The 20,685-nt window shown below is 38.6% G+C and carries 15 protein-coding genes; 5 read left to right on the plus strand and 10 right to left on the minus strand.

Annotated features, from left to right (window positions below):
• A partial coding sequence (locus G9371_RS02835) for an FAD-dependent oxidoreductase (protein ID WP_032064945.1) occupies nt 1–456 on the plus strand: 456 nt, incomplete at its 5' end.
• Nucleotides 457–509: 53 nt separating this feature from the next.
• Here the strand turns inward: G9371_RS02835 and G9371_RS02840 are convergent.
• The 8 genes from G9371_RS02840 to G9371_RS02875 form a co-directional block, all read right to left on the minus strand.
• Nucleotides 510–2,516, minus strand: coding sequence for an esterase/lipase family protein (locus tag G9371_RS02840; RefSeq protein ID WP_029424414.1), 2,007 nt, complete (start codon nt 2,514–2,516; stop codon nt 510–512).
• 116 nt (nt 2,517–2,632) lie between these two features.
• Nucleotides 2,633–3,574 carry an ABUW_2363 family tetratricopeptide repeat lipoprotein gene (locus G9371_RS02845; protein WP_178088874.1) on the minus strand — a complete coding sequence of 314 codons (942 nt, stop codon included), beginning with the start codon at nt 3,572–3,574 and terminating at the stop codon, nt 2,633–2,635.
• A 103-nt stretch (nt 3,575–3,677) separates the two neighbouring features.
• Nucleotides 3,678–4,493, minus strand: a complete 816-nt coding sequence (gene cysE, locus G9371_RS02850; RefSeq protein WP_000917698.1) for a serine O-acetyltransferase — start codon at nt 4,491–4,493, stop codon at nt 3,678–3,680.
• Nucleotides 4,486–5,325: an RNA methyltransferase gene (locus G9371_RS02855; RefSeq protein WP_029424412.1), complete on the minus strand. Its 840-nt coding sequence runs from the start codon at nt 5,323–5,325 to the stop codon at nt 4,486–4,488. Before G9371_RS02855 ends, cysE begins: the two co-directional genes overlap by 8 nt.
• Before the next feature lie 14 nt (nt 5,326–5,339).
• Nucleotides 5,340–8,903: a DNA polymerase III subunit alpha gene (dnaE, locus tag G9371_RS02860; RefSeq protein ID WP_005124193.1), complete on the minus strand. Its 3,564-nt coding sequence runs from the start codon at nt 8,901–8,903 to the stop codon at nt 5,340–5,342.
• Nucleotides 8,904–9,117: 214 nt separating this feature from the next.
• Entirely contained in the window at nt 9,118–10,185 is a 1,068-nt protein-coding gene (locus tag G9371_RS02865; protein ID WP_000956445.1) for a type II asparaginase, read from the minus strand.
• Nucleotides 10,186–10,868: 683 nt separating this feature from the next.
• Entirely contained in the window at nt 10,869–12,176 is a 1,308-nt protein-coding gene (locus G9371_RS02870) for a dicarboxylate/amino acid:cation symporter (protein WP_000810598.1), read from the minus strand.
• Nucleotides 12,177–12,641: 465 nt separating this feature from the next.
• The gene (locus tag G9371_RS02875) at nt 12,642–14,072 is read right to left on the minus strand and encodes a pyridoxal phosphate-dependent aminotransferase (RefSeq protein WP_000078703.1); all 1,431 of its coding nucleotides are present in this window, start codon (nt 14,070–14,072) and stop codon (nt 12,642–12,644) included.
• Nucleotides 14,073–14,312: 240 nt separating this feature from the next.
• Between G9371_RS02875 and msrB the strand changes: the two genes are divergently transcribed.
• The 4 genes from msrB (at nt 14,313) to G9371_RS02895 (ending at nt 16,756) form a co-directional block, all read left to right on the plus strand.
• A complete protein-coding gene (msrB, locus tag G9371_RS02880) occupies nt 14,313–14,732 on the plus strand; it encodes a peptide-methionine (R)-S-oxide reductase MsrB (RefSeq protein ID WP_000521160.1) in 420 nt (139 codons plus the stop codon).
• A complete protein-coding gene (locus G9371_RS02885) occupies nt 14,729–15,214 on the plus strand; it encodes a glutathione peroxidase (RefSeq protein WP_000066032.1) in 486 nt (161 codons plus the stop codon). Before msrB ends, G9371_RS02885 begins: the two co-directional genes overlap by 4 nt.
• A complete protein-coding gene (locus tag G9371_RS02890) occupies nt 15,214–16,059 on the plus strand; it encodes an AraC family transcriptional regulator (RefSeq protein ID WP_029424411.1) in 846 nt (281 codons plus the stop codon). The genes G9371_RS02885 and G9371_RS02890 overlap by 1 nt, the downstream gene beginning before the upstream one ends.
• 64 nt (nt 16,060–16,123) lie before the next feature.
• Nucleotides 16,124–16,756: a LysE family translocator gene (locus tag G9371_RS02895; protein WP_029424410.1), complete on the plus strand. Its 633-nt coding sequence runs from the start codon at nt 16,124–16,126 to the stop codon at nt 16,754–16,756.
• Between the two features lie 57 nt (nt 16,757–16,813).
• On the opposite strand, the gene dapC is transcribed toward G9371_RS02895, so the two are convergent.
• Together dapC and glnD are read right to left on the minus strand one after the other, a co-directional pair.
• Nucleotides 16,814–17,983, minus strand: coding sequence for a succinyldiaminopimelate transaminase (gene dapC / locus G9371_RS02900; RefSeq protein WP_029424409.1), 1,170 nt, complete (start codon nt 17,981–17,983; stop codon nt 16,814–16,816).
• A 25-nt stretch (nt 17,984–18,008) separates the two neighbouring features.
• Nucleotides 18,009–20,672 carry a [protein-PII] uridylyltransferase gene (gene glnD / locus G9371_RS02905; RefSeq protein ID WP_000611178.1) on the minus strand — a complete coding sequence of 888 codons (2,664 nt, stop codon included), beginning with the start codon at nt 20,670–20,672 and terminating at the stop codon, nt 18,009–18,011.
• Nucleotides 20,673–20,685: the final 13 nt, after the last annotated feature.

The raw sequence follows: 20,685 nt of genomic DNA on the forward strand, positions 1-20,685 counted from the left end.
GCAATTGACCTTGCAGGTATTGTTGAGCATGTAACTCTGGTTGAGTTTGACACTAAACTTCGTGCTGACCAAGTCTTACAAAACAAGTTAAATAGCTTGCCAAACACCACTGTGATTATGAATGCCTTAAGCACAGAAGTATTGGGTGACGGTTCACAAGTAACGGGTCTTAAATATAAAGACCGTGCGACTGATGAAGAGCATGTGGTAGAGCTTGCAGGGATCTTTGTACAGATTGGTTTACTTCCAAACACTGACTTCCTAAAAGACAGTGAGGTTGAGTTAACCAACCGTGGCGAGATCATTGTCAATGACCGCAACGAAACCAATGTAAAAGGTGTATTTGCTGCGGGTGACTGTACCACTGTACCTTACAAACAAATCATTATTGCTACAGGTGAAGGCGCTAAAGCATCACTCTCTGCGTTTGATTACATCATTCGTTCTGGGCAGTAAAATCTAACCTAAAACAAAAGAGCCAAAGGATATCCTTTGGCTCTTTTTATTTTTTATGGTTTATACAAACCATGTTCAACTAAATGCTCTCGTAAAATACGACGTAGTTCTAATACGGCTTGTGGTGTTAACTGAATGGAGTGTCCACCCGGTAGAACTTTCTCAGATTTAGCACCTTCTAAGTGAGCACTTTTATAGGGAACAATACCATCGGTAATTACATTTGGATCATCACTTTTGGTAATGTTGCCCATAATTGAGTGGAAGATTAACCCTTGATGTGGATTAATATTCTCAGTGAGTTCCATAAATTTAGATTGATGGCTTAAGTCGCTTGGTCCATTTTGAATCAGGCCATTATCAATATTATTCAAGAAATCTTTAATATCTAAATTTTCTGTGGTGAGCGAAGTTGCAACAGCTGATAAAAAAGCACCTGGTAAGCGGATAATTTTACGTGCTGCTAAGGTAAACCAACGATCGGCATAATCCGTACCTCGGTGTGGCGATGCCAAGAAAATTGCACGATCAAAGTTACTAATTGAATGCATTTGCAATCGTTCAGTCACCATAGGATGTTTCTTAAAACGGTTTTGCTGACGGATCGTCATCATCTCTAAGGCAGGTTTAGTAATATCAGCATCACTTACAAGTAAACGGCTAATAATTCCTCCCATACTATGACCAACAAGCACAGCATCATGCGCAGCAGGGTCACTTGGGTTTAACGACCCGAATGCTTGTTTCAAAAGGGCATAAATCTGGAACCGGCTTTCCAGAATTGGCATATTGGTCGAGTAGAAAACTTGCCAAACTTGATAGTTATCTCTTAAAACAGTATCGCCCATGACATCGTTGGTGAGCGCAATCCATGCCTCGGGGCTACTTGCCAAACCATGGACCAACACAATAATTTTTTTGTTTGGGTTATAAGGTTCAAGCATATATAAATGCGGCATGGTTAAGTGCTGATCACGATCAATCAAACTCAAATAAGCCGCTACACCTAGGTTGTTTTCTGCTAACCACAGACCATAAGGAGCTGAGAAGTTTGCAGCTAAAGGATACTGCTTACCAGCGACATTAATATTATCGGTTCGATAAGGATCATAAACCCGAATTACAAATTCTGGGTCATTAATAATTTCTTGAACGGTTTTGGCATGTTTAGGCTCTGCAACAATAGTTGCCGCTAAATAACGTGCATGGTGAATATTAGGATTTACACCATTTTTATAGCTGTAATTAAGTGGATCTAAAATGTATTCATTAATGTCTTCTTTGCCTGAACTTGGGAAGACAGCCACAAATTCGGAACCGAAACCATCACGACGGTTGATTGTTCTTAAACCTGAGAAATTTAAGTTATAACTTGAAATTAATTTTTCTAATTTTTGGCCAGATAATTGTCTATGAAACTCAAAATCAATTGAATATACACTCTTACCAATATGGATTTGTGGCTCTACCACATTTTTTTGTGGATACCTTAAATCATACACACTGACCATTTTGGCAATCGCTTGATTATAGAAGTCGCGTATCTGAACTTGTCTATTATCAAAAATACGATCAGTTGGCTGACGTTTTGTAGAAAACAGATAAGCATAGCTATAACGGATACTCTTATCGAGTAGACTTAACTGTTGATCTAAGCATTCATCATATTTATTTTGAATAACTTTTTGTTCTTCAGTTGGCTTATGTTTACTGAAACGACTAATTTTACATTCAGAAGAATCTGACAAAGCCATTGCTTTCGCCAGATACATTTCACTCGCAGCCGATAACAGCTGTTCATCTAAAATTTGGGGCAGATTTTTAAGTTGATTAACACAAGTATCAGGGGAGTCTGTACAGGCCTTAGCTTCTTGCCCTGACATGGACAAAACATTAAGACTTGCTTCACTTAGTTTATCTTGGGTAAGAATACTATTACGCTCATTTGCAATAGTAACGTTGAGAGCTTGTTGCTTAACATTGACGACCTGACATCCACTCAGGATTGAACCGAGGAGTATGACCGTGAAGAGCGCTGAGTTTCTTTTTCTAACAAACATTATGGTCAAATATGTGGATCAGTAATATGCTGATCATACAAATTTTAAAGTATTTTTCAATTGATCAAACATAAAAAAAGGGCTGTCAAATCAGCCCTTTTTTAAAGTTTAAGTGCTTACTTTTTTGTAGCTGCGCTTGGGGTAGCAGAAGACATAGCAGGGTTTGTTAAAACTTGCCATACATTCCAGCGACCTTGTTTTTCAATTTCTTGAATTAAACGGTCTGCTACTTCAGCTTCATCAGGGTATTTAACCTTGTAATTTTTTAAAGTCTGAACCGCATTTTTCTTTTGTTCCATTGCAATATAGTTATTTGCAGCGGCTAAATATGCTTCCTGAACATTACCTTTAATAGCTTTATCTAAATACGGAATAGCCTCACGTTGACCACCACCTTCAGACAAACCAAAACCAAACCAGAAATTCGCTTCAGCATCATCTGGATTAACTTTTAAAAGTCTTTGTGCATATTCTAAAGACTTAGTGGTATGAGCAGTACCTAAATCAAGGTTACGGGCAAGTACACTTGCTTTAAAAGCACGAATAAGAATATCAAATGAAGCATCTGGATTAGCAGCTAAAGTATCTAAGCGCTGAGTAACTTCCTTAAGTTTGCTTTCAAAGCCTTTACGTTCTTGACGGTCAGTAAAACGAGGCGGATAGTGACGCGCTTTACCTTCAACAAGTTGTAAGAAGTCATCAATTTCAGTTACATCAATTTCATTATCGCCCGCTAAAACTGCGTACTTCATTGAACGTTGTGAGTTGTTGACTGTAGGTACAATCAGTTTATTCGTATCTAATGTAAGTGTTTTGGTTGGATCGTCCTGACGAGTTACAACCATTTTGGTTACAAGCTGTGCAGCAGCTTCTTTTAAAGCAACTTCAAATGCAGGCGGAGCATCATAATTAAATGGGTTTAATGCATAAAATGGAGGTGTAAGCTCTGGTTCCTTAAAAACAAACGGCTCAATTTTTTGTTCTTTTACAGGTGCCATGGTACACGCTGTTAAACTTGAGGTCGCAAGAAGGATATATGCCAAAGGCTTAAAATTCATAGGATCTTCCGTTCATTTTATAAAGTTAAATAAGGTACAACAAGTCTAGGAAAACCTAAACCGACATGCAAGGGTAAGCGTGTTACATTATGAATCAAGAATATTACGTTTTTGATGTCTTGTTCTGCGCACCGCATTCACGGCGAACTTCTTCAAGAATTTTTAGCTCTTCATCACTAAAAGGCTGTTCATCTTGACTTTCTTTTTTGAAAGTTGGGTCAAGTTCGGACAAACGCTGGCACAAATTATTCATACGCGTTTCATTGTGCTGAATACGGTCAAGTAAAACTCGCATTCCTTCTAAAATTGGGTCAGATTGATCAGCAGTAGTCGCATACGGAGCAAAACCAATACTTTGTGCATAATCACGGCGACGTTCTTCATCTTTATCTTTAGTTTTGTCGGCATCTTTATAGATATAACGTGCAGGGTTACCAACAGCTGTTACACCAGCAGGAACTGCTTTTGTGACTACCGCATTTGAACCAACTTTGGCGCCTTTACCTACCGTAAATGGACCTAAGATTTTCGCGCCAGCACCGACAACCACGCCATCTTCTAAAGTTGGGTGACGCTTACCTTTATTCCAAGTCGTACCACCTAAGGTAACACCGTGGTATAGCGTTACATCATCACCAATTTCAGCAGTTTCACCAATTACAACGCCCATGCCATGATCGATAAAGAAGCGTTTGCCGATTTTAGCACCAGGGTGAATTTCAATACCCGTTGCAAAACGACTAAATGACGAAACAAAACGGGCGGTACCTTTGCAATCTTTTTTCCACAATTCATGTGCAAGTCTATGCAAAAGTAAAGCGTGTATACCCGGGTAAGTGGTAAGTACTTCGAGTGTATTTCGTGCAGCAGGATCTCGCGCGAATACAGCCTGTATATCTTCTTTAAGCTGTTTAAGCATTGGATTGATCCTCCTTGTCCGATGATGCTTTTTTCCATTTGCCGCTTGTGAGGGCTTGGACTCGACTAAAAATACCGCGAAGTAAATGATATTCCATACGATCTAATTGTATACGACCAAATAAACGACGCAAGCGTAAAGGTAGTAAACGTGGATTTTCTGGATCTAAAAATTCAATTTCGGTGAGCATTTTTTCCAAATGAGGGTAGAACTCTTCCATTTGCTGCTGAGTCACTAACGGCTCATCCCATTGCATGCTTTGACCTTGAGTAAGCGGCATTTGCTCAGCATCAGAAGCAACTTCTTTTTGCTCTAATACCGACATACGAAGTTCATAACAAACTACTTGAATCGCTTGAGCAACGTTAAGTACACCATAGTCCGAGTTTACAGGAATAGTAAGGTGATAATTTGCCAAAGCCAATTCTTCATTGGTTAAACCGCGGTCTTCACGCCCAAAAACGATCGCAATTTGTTGTCCTTGAGCAGCCGCCTTGATTGCTTCTTTGGAAGCAGGGCGAACATCTAACAAAGGCCATGGAATAGTACGGCTTCGAGCACTTGTTCCGAAAACTAAATGGCAATCTTTAATTGCTTCTTCGAGTGTTTCAACAATTTCAACCTGTTCTAATAAATCTTGTGCACCAGCAGCAAGCGCCTGAATATCTGGATGTGGATACGTTTTTGGTGAAACCAGAACCAACTTACTCAAGCCCATCGTTTTCATTGCGCGTAAAGCACTGCCAATATTAGCCGGTAAAGTGGTATTGACCATGACAATACGCACTTGTGCTAATTGTTTTGACACAGCGGTGTCGTCAAACAAACTCATAAGATTTCCAGAAATTACGAATATTGAGAAACTTCGCTTTGGTATGAATCCAATGCATCATCAATAGTCATGTCCACAGGAGGTGAGGCAACAGGTTGTGGACGAACAGGTTCTGCTGCTTTAGCTGCCTTAGATTTTACCTGATATTCAATATGAATATTATCCTTACCAAAGTAATCTCTTAGTTTGGCAAGAAGTTCATCTAAAGGAGCGACTTTCCATTGTGGGCCAAGCTGAAGCTCAGCCTGAGCATATGGTTGGTCAATCTGTAACTGTATTGCAATATGCTGATGCATATCGACATTACAATAAGGTAATAATATATTTTGTAGATCTTTTGCCAAACTTGGTTGCAATAGATCATGGGTTAATTTGATTTGAATACTATTGGCGCGTTTTTGTCTGATTTCATTTAAGCTAAACGCTTTGTTCAAGCGTCCCATTGGACGATCAAAACCTTCACGCTCATAGATCTCGCCTTCAAAGACGACTACGCGCTCAACTTGAATAATATCTTTAAAGCGTTGGAAACGTTCGTGGTTACAGCTGACTTCAATACGTGCTGTTCCGTCGTCAAGCACAATAACAACACGGTTTGGGAAATTCGCTACATCAAGGACGAGTCCTGCATAAACAGTCGTTACACCGCGACGAGTTGCGGTAATTTCATTAAGTTTTGCAGGAATAAACGCTTTGAGTTCTTGACGATAAACATCAATTGGGTGACCTGTTAAATATAGTCCAAGTGTATCTTTTTCGCCTTTGAGACGAACTTCATCACTCCATGGCTTAACAGGTTTAGCTGGTTTACGTTGAACTTCTTCAACTTCACCAAATAAGTCCATAATACCGCTTTCACGGTTACTACGTGCTTGTTCGGCAGCTTGTACAGCTTCTGGCAATTGAGCCATTAGACTTGAACGTTCAATACCTAAACAATCAAGCGCACCAGCACGGATAAGTGCTTCTAAGGTTCGTTTATTGATTTTTTTCAAATCAATACGATGGCAGAAATCAAATAGGTCAGTATAAGGCCCTTGTTGGCGACGTGAGTCAATAACAGACTGCATTGCCTGTTCACCAACACCTTTAATTGCCCCTAAACCATAAACAATGGTTTTATCATCACTCGCATGGAAATGATAAGTCGACATATTGACTGATGGCGGTAAGACCTCGAGTCCGTTATTTCGGCAGTCATCAATCAAAAATACGACACTGTCAGTGTTCTGCATTTCCGATGACATTACTGCTGCCATAAATTCGGCAGGATAGTGGGCTTTTAACCATGCTGTATGGTATGCAACAAGCGCATAGGCTGCGGCATGTGATTTGTTAAAACCATAGCCTGCGAACTTTTCCATATAGTCGAAGATATGGTTAGCTGTGCTTTCATCAATACCTTTTTGTCCAGCACCCTCAAGGAAGATTTGGCGCTGTTTCACCATTTCTTCAGGTTTCTTTTTACCCATTGCACGGCGGAGCAAGTCAGCACCACCGAGTGTGTAACCTGCACAAATCTGTGCAGTTTGCATTACCTGTTCTTGGTAAACCATAATCCCGTAGGTTGGTTCTAATACACCTTCTAGCAATGGATGAAGATACTCAAATTCTCCACCATGCATACGGTGAATAAAGTCTGGGATCAGATCCATCGGACCCGGACGATATAAAGATACGAACGCAATAATTTCTTCGAATTTACTTGGACGTGCTTCTTTCAGCATTCGTTTCATACCGACGGATTCAAACTGGAATACCGCGGTTGTATTTGCATCAGCAAAGACAGAATAAGCTTTAGGGTCGTCGAGAGGGACGTGCGAAATGTTTAAAGGATCATTGCTATCGCGGTTTTTATTAATATTTTGAATAGCATCTTCAATAACGGTTAAGTTACGTAAACCCAAGAAGTCGAACTTTACGAGACCTGCAGCTTCTACATCATCTTTATCGTACTGTGCTACGCGGTTAGTACCGTCTGCGTCACAAAGCACAGCAGAGAAGTCGGTAATTTTACCGGGTGCAATAACAACACCACCGGCATGTTTACCTGTATTTCTGGTAATACCTTCTAACTTTAATGCCATTTCCCAAATTTCGCTGGCATCATCATTATCTGGGTTGGAAGGGTTGGTAACAATATCTTTAAGCTGAGGTTCCATTTCAATCGCAGTTGCCAAATCCACACCAAGTGGCTTAGTTGGAACCATTTTTGAAATACGGTCAGCTAGACCATAAGACTTCCCTAAAACGCGGGCAACGTCACGAATCGCACCTTTTGCAGCCATCGTACCGAACGTTGCAATCTGAGAAACCGCTTCACGGCCATAAGTACGTGATACATAATCGATCACACGGTCACGACCTGCGATACAGAAATCGACGTCAAAGTCGGGCATCGATACACGTTCCGGGTTTAAGAAACGTTCGAAGAGGAGGTCATAACGAAGTGGATCAAGATCTGTAATTTTTAAGCTATAAGCTACTAATGAACCTGCACCTGAACCACGGCCCGGTCCAACAGGGACACCATTGTTTTTCGCCCATTGAATGAAGTCCATGACAATCAGGAAGTAACCAGGGAATCCCATTTTCAGGATGATTCCGACTTCATAATCTATTCGTTCATCATATGGTTTACGAATTTCAGGCCAGTCTTCACCACGCTTTTCGACAGGGTAAAGGTAATTTAAGCGCTCTTCTAAGCCTTCTTTTGATAAGTGCTCAAAATAGGTATCGATAGTAAAACCATCAGGAATTGGATACTCAGGTAAAAAGTAAGTACCGAGCTTTAAAGTGACATTACAGCGTTTAGCGATTTGATAGGTGTTTTCAATAGCACTAGGAATATCTGAGAACAGCTCAATCATTTCATCAGAAGTTTTGAAATATTGCTCTGGACTATATAAGCGTGGACGTCGATCATCTGCTAAAACATAACCATCTGCAATACATACACGAGCTTCGTGCGCTTCGAAATCTTCTTTTTCAATAAAGTGCACATCGTTGTGCGCAACAACACCAATATTATATTTAGCTGCAAGTTTGGCTGCTTCTTGAATAAAATCTTCTTCGCCAGGACGATCAGTACGTGTTAAGGCTAGATAAACACGATTACCAAACTTTTCGATCCACTCTTCAAGTAAAGGTTCTGCTTTTTGCGGGTTAGATGAGCAAAGCATTTGCCCAACATCACTATGTTGGCCAAGTAAAACAATAATATCTTGATGCTGCTCTAGGACCCATTCTTTTTGTACACAAGGGATACTGAGTTGTTGGCCTTCAATAAAGCCACGCGAAACAATTTCAGTCAGTCCTTTCCATCCAATATCGCTCATTGCAAGCAAAGTTGCACGATGTTGGGCATCATTAAGACGGATTGCACTACCCAAAATTGGCTTAATGCCTTTCTTAAGGCAAGAGTTATAAAACTTTACAGCAGCATGAAGGTTAGATAAGTCGGTAAGTGCCAGCGCAGGCATTTCATCCTTTACCGCAGTCTTGACCAAGTCGGGTATGCGAACAATCGACTCTGTAATCGAAAATTCTGTGTAAATACCGAGATGAACAAACTGCATATACCAATCCTTAATGCGACCGCAGCATAGTTTAACACGCAAAGTTCAAACGAAATGCTTAATATTTTGGCAACTGTTATGGATTTTAGTATTTAAACAGAAGGTTGAGAACACGAAAGTGAAGGATTGATCAAAGTTGTTCTTTTATTTTTAAAGAGAAAATTAAAGTGAATAAAAAGAACCAGCCCAAATTGATTTGGGCTGGTTAGAAATTTTAGTACTGCCAGAACATGCGTTGAATTTCTTTCGCATCGTTGGTTTTGGTAAGTGCCAAGGCTGCAAGAAGACGCGCTTTTTGAGGATTCAAATCATGAGCTGCTACCCAACCATATTTAGAGTCAGGTTGTTCTGCATCACGTAACACAAAACCTTGTGGAACGCGTGATGAGCGGATAATTTGAATACCGTTTTTGTCATGAAGGTTTTGTAATGTTGGAACGATATATTTCGCTACAGAACCATTACCTGTACCTGCATGAATAATCGCTTTAGCGCCAGCTTTTGCATATGCTTCATAAGCATCAGGAAGCATAGAGTCAGAACCATAAACGATTTGTACTGTTGGAAGAGCATCACCTTTAATATTTTCAATATTAAATTCTGAAGCATTGGTATGACGTTTAACAGATTGTCTAAACCAATATGGTTTGCCTTCAACAAGTGTACCCAAAGCACCCCATTGGCTTACAAAAGCATTTGTATGAATGTTGATGCCTTTAGTTACATCACGAGCAGCAAAAATAGAGTCGTTCATGAGAACCATAACGCCTTTATTTTTTGCATCATCAGAAGCGGCCAATGCAACAGCACTATAAAGGTTAAGTGGACCATCTGCTGAAAGAGCAGTTGATGGGCGCATTGAGCCAACAAGTACGATTGGTTTATCAGTATGAACAACAAGATTTAAGAAAAATGCTGTTTCTTCTAAAGTATCTGTACCGTGTGTAATCACAACGCCATTTACAGTTGGCTTTTTAACAAGTTCATTTACTTGACGAGCAATTTGTAATAATTCCTTGTCAGTAATACTTTCCGAAGCTACTTGTAATGCTTGGATACCAGATACATTTGCTAAATCTTGGATTTGAGGAACTGCATTGATTAAAGCATCAACTGGAACTTTTGCCGCTGTATAAGTTGCACTATTTGCTGAGCTTGCGCCAGCACCAGCAATGGTACCGCCAGTAGCGACAACAACAACATTGTTTTTTGCGTAAAGTGGGAGAGAGCAGGCTAATAAGCCCATCGCTAAACCGAAAGATTTAACAGTTTTAGTCAACATCGAAAATATCCTTATGAAGTGACGAAGTATAAAGTTTGCCGAATACGCCTGCTTTTCCTAAGCAAAATACATACCATATAAAACATATCCGTAACTTGTTTGAATAAAAGCATCCTTGAATATCATTTTGTTTCGACAACAATCATTTAATCATTGCTTTTATTCAGCGCTAATAAATATCATGAAAAAAATAAAAAATCTATTAAGTTTTTCTAATTTATCTGAATTTATTTACTTTTTAATATAATTCACGCAAATGTTTTTTTAGTCTTTATAAAATTAAAAAATAATAGGTTGGGTTGGGCCTTTATTTAACATTTGGTGGATTTATTGAATTGATTTTTAAAACTATATTTATTAAGAATATAAAATAAAATTTTTCATGTTCGAATTAAATAATAATCTTAATTGTTTAATATAATGAATTAATCATAAATTGAATTAAAAAATAATCAGTTAGTGCATATTTCTAAGTATATAAATTTTTGAATGATTGTTTTTTATTCTGTTTTTAAGGTTTACTTTTAAGAAATTTAATAGGAATTAAAATCCGTAATTTGGCCTATTATTTAATATAGAAATACTGATAACTTTTTATTGTTTAGTTTTGAAGAAAAAAAGAGCAATTTTATAAGGTCATATAAAATTGCTCTTAAGTTGGGAGAGTGGGAGAAAAAGGAAACTTAAGCGATTGTTTGTTCTTGAGTTGATTTAATTAATACAGGCTCTGGTAATTCTTCAGTATCAGCCACTTTATCGCCTTCAAGTTTGGCAACAACTGCAGTCGCAATACTATTACCTACTACGTTTGTTGCAGTACGGCCCATATCAAGGAACTGATCAATACCAAGCAATAATAGAATGCCGGCTTCAGGCAAATGGAACATTGTGAGTGTTGCCGAGATAACCACAATAGAAGCTCTTGAAACACCCGCAATACCTTTACTTGTCACCATAAGCGTTAACAAAATCAAGATTTGTTGAGTGAAGCTCAGATCAATATTGTAAGCTTGAGCGATAAAGAGTACCGCAAATGTGGTGTACATCATTGAACCATCAAGGTTAAATGAATAACCTAATGGTAAAACGAAGCTAGTCACTTTTTTAGGCACGCCGAACTTATTTAAAGCATCCATAACTTTAGGATAGGCTGATTCACTTGAAGCTGTAGCAAAAGCAAGTGTTACAGGTTCACGGATCAATTTACCTAAACGGAAGATATCTTTTTTAAGTACGATTGCGCCAACAGAGAACAAAATGACCCAAAGTAATAGCAGACCGAAGTAGAATTCTGCGATTAAAATGCCATAATCAACAATTAAGCCTAAGCCTTGTACTGTAATTGCTGAAGCGATTGCAGCAAATACTGCAAAAGGTGCGAACATCATTACGTAGTCAGTAATGCGAAACATGATTTTACTGAGTTCATCAGTTAAGCGAATGATAACTGAGTCTTTTTCTTTGCCCTGATTTACAAAAGCAAGAGCTGAACCAAAGAAAATAGAGAAAACAAGGACTTGTAAAATATCATTGTTCGCCATTGCTTCTGCAATGCTGCGTGGGAACACGTGACTCAAGAATGATTGCAAGGTAAAACCAGTAGTTGTTGGGAGAGAAGAACTACTAAGTTGTTGAGCTGTTGGTAATGCTAGGTCTAGCGCCGCGCCAGGTTGGAAAAAGTTTGCTAAACCCATACCGATGGCAAGTGAGACAAACGAAGCGGTAATAAACCAAGTCATTGACTTGAGTGTAATGCTACCAATTGAAGTTGATTTGCCCATTGACACAATGCCACACACAATTGTAGCAAATACCAATGGGGCAATAATCATTTTGATGAGACGTAAAAAGATATCTGTGACGATGTTGAAATAAGAAGCGATTTGCTTCAGTTGCTCGCCTTCATTAAAGAAGTGATGACAGATCCAACCCGTCAATACTCCTAGTAAAATAGCAACCACAATATACTTGAGCAATTTCTTTTGCTTCATAGGAACCTCTATCCTTTGGGTTCAATCATCTTTTAGATGGGATAACGATGATTGAAAGCTTTCCTTGTAGTTCAGTTCGGTCCTGTAACTGATTTCATCTTCCTAAATTTGCATCAGTATTAACCGAATCGAATATGGTGATGTTGTTATGGGAAGGGATTGTTGCTCGATTTTGAAGCAGTGTGAAATGCAAAAAAATATCAACTTATGCATTTTTTGCATAATAACGAAAGGAGGAATAGGGGATAAATATAGTAATTTAAACGTTTGGTAAAAAAATATGGATGAGGTTTTTTGAGAAAATAAGTCTTATATATTATTTTTAAAAGTTTATATTATTCAGTATATTAATTTGGTTTATTGATCTGATTAAAATAGGTGATATTAGTTTTTAAATAATTATTTAAATAATATAAAAATAAAAAAAGCACCTAATTTAAGATGCCTTTTTTATTATGCATTTTTTTAACGGCGATTGGCCAAGAAACGACCTAAACGACCAATTGCTTCACGTAATTCGTTTTCTGCCGGTAAGAAAACAACACGGAAATGGTCTGGTGTTGGCCAGTTAAAACCTGTTCCTTGAACTAATAGTACTTTTTCAGCACGAAGTAAATCTAACATTAACTTTTCATCATCTTCGATTGGGTAAATGTTAGGATCAAGACGCGGGAAACAATACATTGCGCCTTCTGGTTTAACACAGCTTACACCAGGAATTTCATTTAACATTTCCCATGCGATATTACGCTGTTCATATAAACGTCCACCTGGTCGGATCAAATCATTAATAGACTGATAGCCACCAAGCGCCGTTTGAATTGCATACTGAGCTTGTACGTTTGCACATAAACGCATTGAAGCTAACATATCCAGCCCTTCGATATAGTCTGCTGCACGGCTCTTATCGCCTGTGATTGCCATCCAGCCTGAACGGAAACCAGCAATACGATATGCTTTTGATAGCCCATTGAAAGAAATACATAATTGGTCGCCTGCTAAAGAAGCAACAGCAACATGTTCAATGCCGTCGTAAACGATTTTGTCGTAAATTTCGTCAGCAAATAAAATCAGGTCATGTTTCTTTGCAAGTGCCACAATTTGCTCAAGCACATGACGTGGATATACCGAACCAGTTGGGTTGTTCGGATTGATAATGACAATACCACGTGTGTTTGAAGTAATTTTACTTTCAATATCGGCAATATCAGGATACCAACTGTTTTCTTCATCACACTTATAGTGAATGGCTGTACCGCCCGACAGGTTAACGGCAGCTGTCCATAGCGGATAGTCCGGCATCGGAATGAGCATTTCATCACCATCATCGAGCAGGCCTTGCATAGCCATGACAATGAGTTCAGATACACCATTACCGATATACACATCATTAACGTGCATATTTAAGATGCCTTTTTGCTGGTAGTACTGGCAGATTGCTTTACGTGCCGGAAAGATACCTTTTGAATCTACATAACCAATTGCATTTGGTAGGTTTAAAGCAACGTCATTAATAATTTCTTGTGGTGCTTCAAAACCAAATGGAGCAGGGTTGCCGATATTCAGCTTAATGATTTTATGTCCTTGCTCTTCCATTTCATTGGCGGCTCGTAATACTGGTCCGCGAATGTCATAACAAACATGCTCAAGCTTCGATGATTTTTTAATTTCTCGTGAAGTTGGCATGGATTGGAGAGTAGCAGTATTTTTAGACATAGCTGGATTCACTTTTGCATATCGGTATAAATAACTTTTAAATGTTTTGACTGTTACCAAATTCAGATCATGTTGATCTTTAAGTAATTCAACAATTTTTTCATGGGTAAAGCCCGATTGCTGATACTGTTTGATAACTGGTAATAGTTGCTGGAAAAGCACACTTTTTTTCTGAGACATGTTTTGTCCTATACAACCGTGCCACACAAGAATAGCATCATCTTTGCTTCCTTAAAAGGAAATAAAATAAAAAATTGCTTTCTTTTGTTTTTGTGTTTTGCTTACTTTTTGCTTTCTGTTGCTTAGATGTTTAAAATCCAACAAATTTTACGTTCAGAGACTAGTGTTTTTTTGATGAATGGCGTAAATATAAAATACGATTATCAATTTATGTTTACATCAGAATAAAAGGTGCAGGTCATGGGAAAAGTTAATAAAACAGACCGAGAATGGCAAAGAGAGTTATCACCTGAAGAATATCGGATAACGCGACAAAAGGGCACTGAACCAGCATTTACGGGGCAATACTGGAATACTAAGCAACATGGCACATATGTTTGTCGTTGTTGTGGCGCGGAATTGTTTTCGTCAGATGCAAAATACGATAGTGGTTGTGGTTGGCCAAGTTTCTTTCGCCCTCTGAATGGAAGCGTTATTGATGAACATGAAGATTTAACGCATGGTATGGTCAGAACGGAAATTGTTTGTCATGATTGCGAAGCTCATCTTGGGCATGTTTTTGAAGATGGACCACAGCCGACAGGTTTGCGCTACTGTGTGAACTCGGCATCATTACAACTGAAAACACAAGAAAAAAATGATGAGGAAACCTATCCATGAGTAACATTTATCAGTTTGAAGCTGAATTGTTAGAGGGAGATATTAAACAATTCGCTGATTACAAAGGTAAAGTTTTATTAATTGTAAATACTGCAAGTAAATGTGGTTTTACTCCACAGTTTGCGGGCCTCGAAAAACTTTATGAAAAATATAAAGACCAAGGTTTAGAAGTTTTAGGTTTTCCCTGCAATCAGTTTGGTGGGCAAGATCCCGGAAGCAATAAAGAGATAGGTACATTCTGCCAGCGTAACTATGGAGTGAAATTCCCTATGTTTGCCAAAGTAGATGTAAAAGGTCCTGAAGCTCATGTGATCTTTAGATATTTAACCCGTGAAGCAAAAGGAATTTTAGGAAGCAGTACTATTAAATGGAACTTTACCAAGTTTTTAGTTGGTAAAGATGGTTCGGTTTTAAATCGTTATGCGCCAACAACCAAGCCTGAAGCATTGGAAGCTGATATTGAAAAAGCATTAGCGAGTTAATGGGTTCAATGAACGCTATTCCTCAAACTTTCGAGTTTTGGCAAGATCGGCGAATGCCTTATGTGGAAACCCGAAGGTCATGTTTTGGCAGAACATGTTATAAGTCTCATAGCCATCCAACATTTTCAATTGGTGCTATAGATGAGGGGAATAGTGTTTTTCAAAGTTCTTTTGGCACTGCACAAAAGATCTCGGCGGGTACATTAGTTATTGTGCCCGCACATGTTGAGCATTCATGTAATCCTATGCCAAATCAGGCATGGAGTTACCAGATGCTTCATTTAGATCTAGCATGGTTAAATCAACTGTATTCAGAATTTCAAGAGCAAGGTCTTGATTTACATATACCTCAGCATAAGCCGCTCATTATAAAAGACGAGTCTTTATATGAAGCTTTTACTGAAATGAATGAGACATTATTTGATGCGCAAAAATTAATTTTTGAAAAAGAGCAGTCTCTTCTCCATTGCCTGATTCATTTGTTATTACCTCATTTTATTTTAGAAGAAATACAAAAGCCTCAATATTTATATAAAGACTTTTTAAACCTGATCGATGTGATTTCTTCCTCAGAGGGTTTTATTTCTTTAGAAGAACTTGCTCAACGAGTAGGTTTAAGCAGATATGCAATCATACGTCTATTCAAAACAAATGTAGGTTTAACTCCACATGCATTTCAAATTAATTCAAAAATTAATCAGGCTCGAGAGCAGCTCAAACAAGGCGTGCCACTTGCCGAATTGGCTGTAAATTTAGGTTTTAGTGATCAAAGTCATTTCCATAAAGCTTTTAAAGCACATACAGGGGTAACTCCTCGGCAGTTCCAGCTCGCAGCCGCGCAATAATTTACAAGAAATTGTTTAGCTCTATTTCTAAGATTTTCCAGACTGTTTTACAGATGAAGCTGTTATGGAAGTTTTTTTAGTTATTGCATTTACTCATTTTTTAGCACTCTTATCACCGGGTCCAGATTTCTTTCTTATTCTCACTAGTCTTCTACAAAAAGGACGCCGTTATACATATGGTATTGTTCTAGGAATCACTTTGGGAAATGCTTTAATTCTGGCTGGATGCCTGTTTAGTTTTATGTTGCTTGGAAATCTAAGTAGTATCTTACTTTTAATATTTAAATGGCTTGGCGCTTTGTATTTGGCTTATTTGAGTTTTGTTTGTGTTAATGCAGCCCGATCTATAGTTCTAAATTTCTCAACCGATGTAAATAATTTAAGTGATCAGGTAGAAGATAAGCACAACAAAATTAAAAGCTTGGTATTAGGTTTGCAATCGAGTCTTCTAAATCCAAAAAATATTATGTTTTATAGTAGCTTAATGCTGCTTATACAACATAAATTTAGTTTATTTCAAAAACTGCTTATGAGTGTATGGATGGTCAGTGTGGTTTTAATCTGGAATATCTTATGGGTTAAACTGCTGGCAAACGATCGAATTTTAATCAAAATTAAGCGCTCTGCAACAGGTTTATATTATTGTTCTGCGGTAGCTTTTATTCTTTTTGCTGTGCTTTTGATTACATATAAATAGTGTTATAGCCCAGTTGTACAACCTGAGTAAAAGGCTGTACAACTGCTAAGAAGAGACTTACAGAATCGCTTTTAAACGCTTAACTACTTCTTCACATTGAGCTAAATCTGCCACTAACGCCATACGTACATGGTTAGCTCCAGGGTTACCTTGTTCGGTATCACGAGATAAATAACGGCCCGGTAAGACTTTAATATGTGCTTTTTCCATCAGCATTTTGGCAAAAGTTTCATCATTATCCACTTTTAACCAATAGTAAAAACCAGCATCTGGTTTTTGTAATGGAAGCAAATGACCTAGCTCAGATTGAAATAAGTCAAATTTTGCACGATATTGCTTACGGTTTTCTTCAACATGGCTTTCATCATTCCATGCTGCAATTGAGGCAAGCTGATGTTGTACTGGCATTGCTGCGCCGTGATAGGTACGGTATTGCAAATATGGCTTTAATAAAGCAGCATCACCCGCTACAAAACCTGAACGCATACCTGGTAAGTTTGAGCGTTTTGAAAGTGAATGAAAAACGATACAGTTTTTGTAGTCATCACGGCCAAGTTCCGCACATACTTCTAATAAACCCGTAGGAGCTTGGTTAAACCAAAGTTCTGAATAGCATTCATCAGACGCAATAACAAAATTATATTGATCAGATAAGGCAATCAGCTTTTTAAATTGTTCTTTAGAAAGCACAGTACCTGTTGGGTTACCCGGTGTACATACAAAAAGAAGGGCTGTCTTTTCCCAAACTTCTGCTGGCACAGCATCAAAGTCACCTAAATAGCCATTTTCTTCTGTGCAATTAATGAAGTATGGCTTTGCACCTGCAAGTAAAGCAGCACCTTCATAAATTTGATAAAACGGGTTTGGCATTACCACATAAGGTGCATCTTCACGATTAATTAATGCCTGTACAAAAGAGAAAATGCCTTCACGTGTACCAGAGACAGGCAAGATGTGGTTTTCAGCACTAATACTGTTAAGTTTAAAGCGCTTAGTTAACCAATCTGCAATGCTTTGGCGAAGCTCTGGTAAGCCTTTGCTGTTTGGATAAGTTGATAAATGGTTAAAGTTATCAATAATAGCCTGTTTAACAAACTCTGGTGCTGGATGCTTAGGTTCGCCAATTGATAGAGGAATCAAGGGAAGGTTCGCTGGGGTAATATCCTTAAAAAGTTGGTTTAACTTTTCAAATGGATACGGGTGTAATAACGACAAGCTAGAGTTCATTAAACAGTTACCAAGTAGTTGAGTTTCAGTGCTGACAAATTTGATTAGATGCTTCATCTAATGCAGCTTTCAGTTTTTCCGAGAAGAGTTTGACCTCTTCGTTATTCAGCGGTTTCCCATCTTTTTTGGTGACAAAGAAAATATCTTCGGCACGTTCACCTAAAGTTGCAATTCGGGCTGAATGGATGTCTAAACCTTGCATCATAAATAAACCACCCACGCGTGCAAGTAGGCCAGGGTGATCGAGTGTTGAAATTTCGACCATATTTTGCTGTAAGGCTTCATTTAATGTTACGTCGACTGTATTTTCAATATCGAAGTGACGTAATTGACGTGGAATACGACGTTGCATGAGTCCCGGGTATTGGTCTGGTTGGCTAAGCGCCTTCACTAACGCATTTTTAACGGTTTCTTCACGTTCTGGGTCGGTAAGCAATGTACCGAAACGATCGAGTACAACATAAGTGTCTAAGCTAAATGCGGTACTGGCCGTGATAATTTTTGCGTCCTGAACGTCTAGGTTCATTCGGTCTAAAACAGCAACAGTGGTGGCAAACAGGTTAGGTTGGTCACGTGTATAAATAAAGATTTGCACCGCATCTTGAGCTGCTTTACGGTGAGCACGCAAGAGGACTAATGGCTCTGGATTATCACCATGTTTTAAAATTGCTTGTGTATGCCATGCAATTTCATCTGCCGACTCTTTAATGAAGTATTCATCACCAAGTTCTTGCCATACTTTTTCGACATCAGCCAATGCAAAGTTATTTACCAGTAATTCACTTGCTGCAAATTTGGTGTCTTCAATTAACATTTGGTAGTCAACAGGACGACCTAAACCTGTACGGATTACATCACGGGCATGCGTATAAAGTTGACGCATAAGCGATGCGCGCCATGTGTTCCAAAGTTTTGGATTTGTGGCGTTAATATCTGCAACTGTTAAAGTGTAGAGATAATCAAGATGCTCCATGTCGCCAAGTTTTTCTGCAAAATCTTTCACGACATCTGGATCAGAAATATCTTTTTTCTGAGCTGTAAGTGACATGAGCAAATGGTTTTGAATAAGCCATGCAATTAATTTGCATTCACGCTCAGTAAAGCCATGTGCACGTCCAAACTCAATCGCGTCTTCTGCGCCAAGTTCACTATGGTCACCACCACGGCCTTTTGCAATGTCGTGGAATAAAGCAGCAATAAAGACAATATCTTGACGAGCAAGACGTTGGAAAACCGAACTTACCACAGGGAATTCTTTGGCAAATTCAGGTTCTCTAAAACGATTTAAATTACGCAGCAATAATAAGGTGTGGGCATCAACCGTATAGATATGAAATAGGTCATATTGCATAAGGCCCATAATTTGGCCAAAAGCAGGAATATAGTTTCCTAAAACACCATAACGTTTCATCGCAACTAAGGTATCGTATAAACGATATGGTGAGCGAATAATCGACATAAATAGTGCTTGATGCTCTGGATTATCGCGATAACTTTGGTTGATTCGTTTCGCAGCAAGAATAAGTAAGCGTAAAGTCCGAGCGCGAATACCTTCAATATCTGGTCGATTGGCTAAAATATAGAACAACTCTAAAATCGCGCTTGGATGCTCTGCGAATATTTTGTGATGCTGTACGGCAAGTTTATTATCGACAATTTTAAAGTGATCGTTAACAACTTCAATTTTGCGTTCATAGTTGGGGAGTCGAGGAGTAATCACTGACTCGCTAAAATACGCAAGCAACATTTCATTGAGTGTTGAAACTTGCTGCGCCGTACGGTAGTAGCGTTTCATGAATTGCTCAACACCATAATTTACAGGTTGGCCTTCTTGACGAACATAACCAAATTTAGCAGCAATTTCTCTTTGGTGGTCAAAGAGTAAACGGTTTTCATCACGTTTGGCTAAACGGTGTAAATGATGTCGAATTTCCCAAAGAAAGCTTTCAGCTTCTTCTAAAACAGCCAATTCAAACTCTGAAATGAAACCTAAATGCACTAAGTCATAAATACGGTTCACTCGGAAGTGGCGTTTGGCAATCCAACCAATTTGATTAATGTCACGAATACCGCCCGGTGCATTTTTAATGTCAGGTTCTAAATTACTTTCGGTATTATTGTGTTGGTGATAACGCTTGGCTTGTTCAGCCATTTTTGCGTCATAAAATGTTTTGTCTGTCCATGTCTGTGAAACAATACGGCGAGGCCATTTCGCAAGTTGTGTATTGCCCGTGATTAAACGCGCTTCAATTAAGGTGGTGGCAACAGTTAAATCGGTAGCGGCTTGTTCAACACAGCTTTGAATGGTGCGAACACTAATGCCTGGTTTGAAATTTCCTACATCCCATAAAGAGGAAATAAATGTAGAGATGCGCTTTTCATTTTCTTCACTGATTTCATCTTCAGACAAAATCATGATATCTACATCAGAATAGGGCAGCATTTCACGGCGCCCGTAACCACCTACTGCAAAAAGACCTAGTTTTGACTGGTCAAGTTCTGCATGTTTCCATAAAAAGACGAGCGCTTCATCTACTAAATCTGAACGAGCTTTAATGATTTCTCGAATAGATTGCCCATTTTCATATGAATCTTGCAATTGCTTTTCTACATCCGTTCGCCACTGATTAATGGCTTTAATATCATGATGACTTGAGACATAGTTCAGCAATGGCGATGTATTGATCATGAAAATGGGTCTA

Origin of the sequence: Acinetobacter sp. EKM10A (assembly GCF_011075215.1) — a bacterium.
GTDB classification, from domain to species: domain Bacteria; phylum Pseudomonadota; class Gammaproteobacteria; order Pseudomonadales; family Moraxellaceae; genus Acinetobacter; species Acinetobacter baumannii.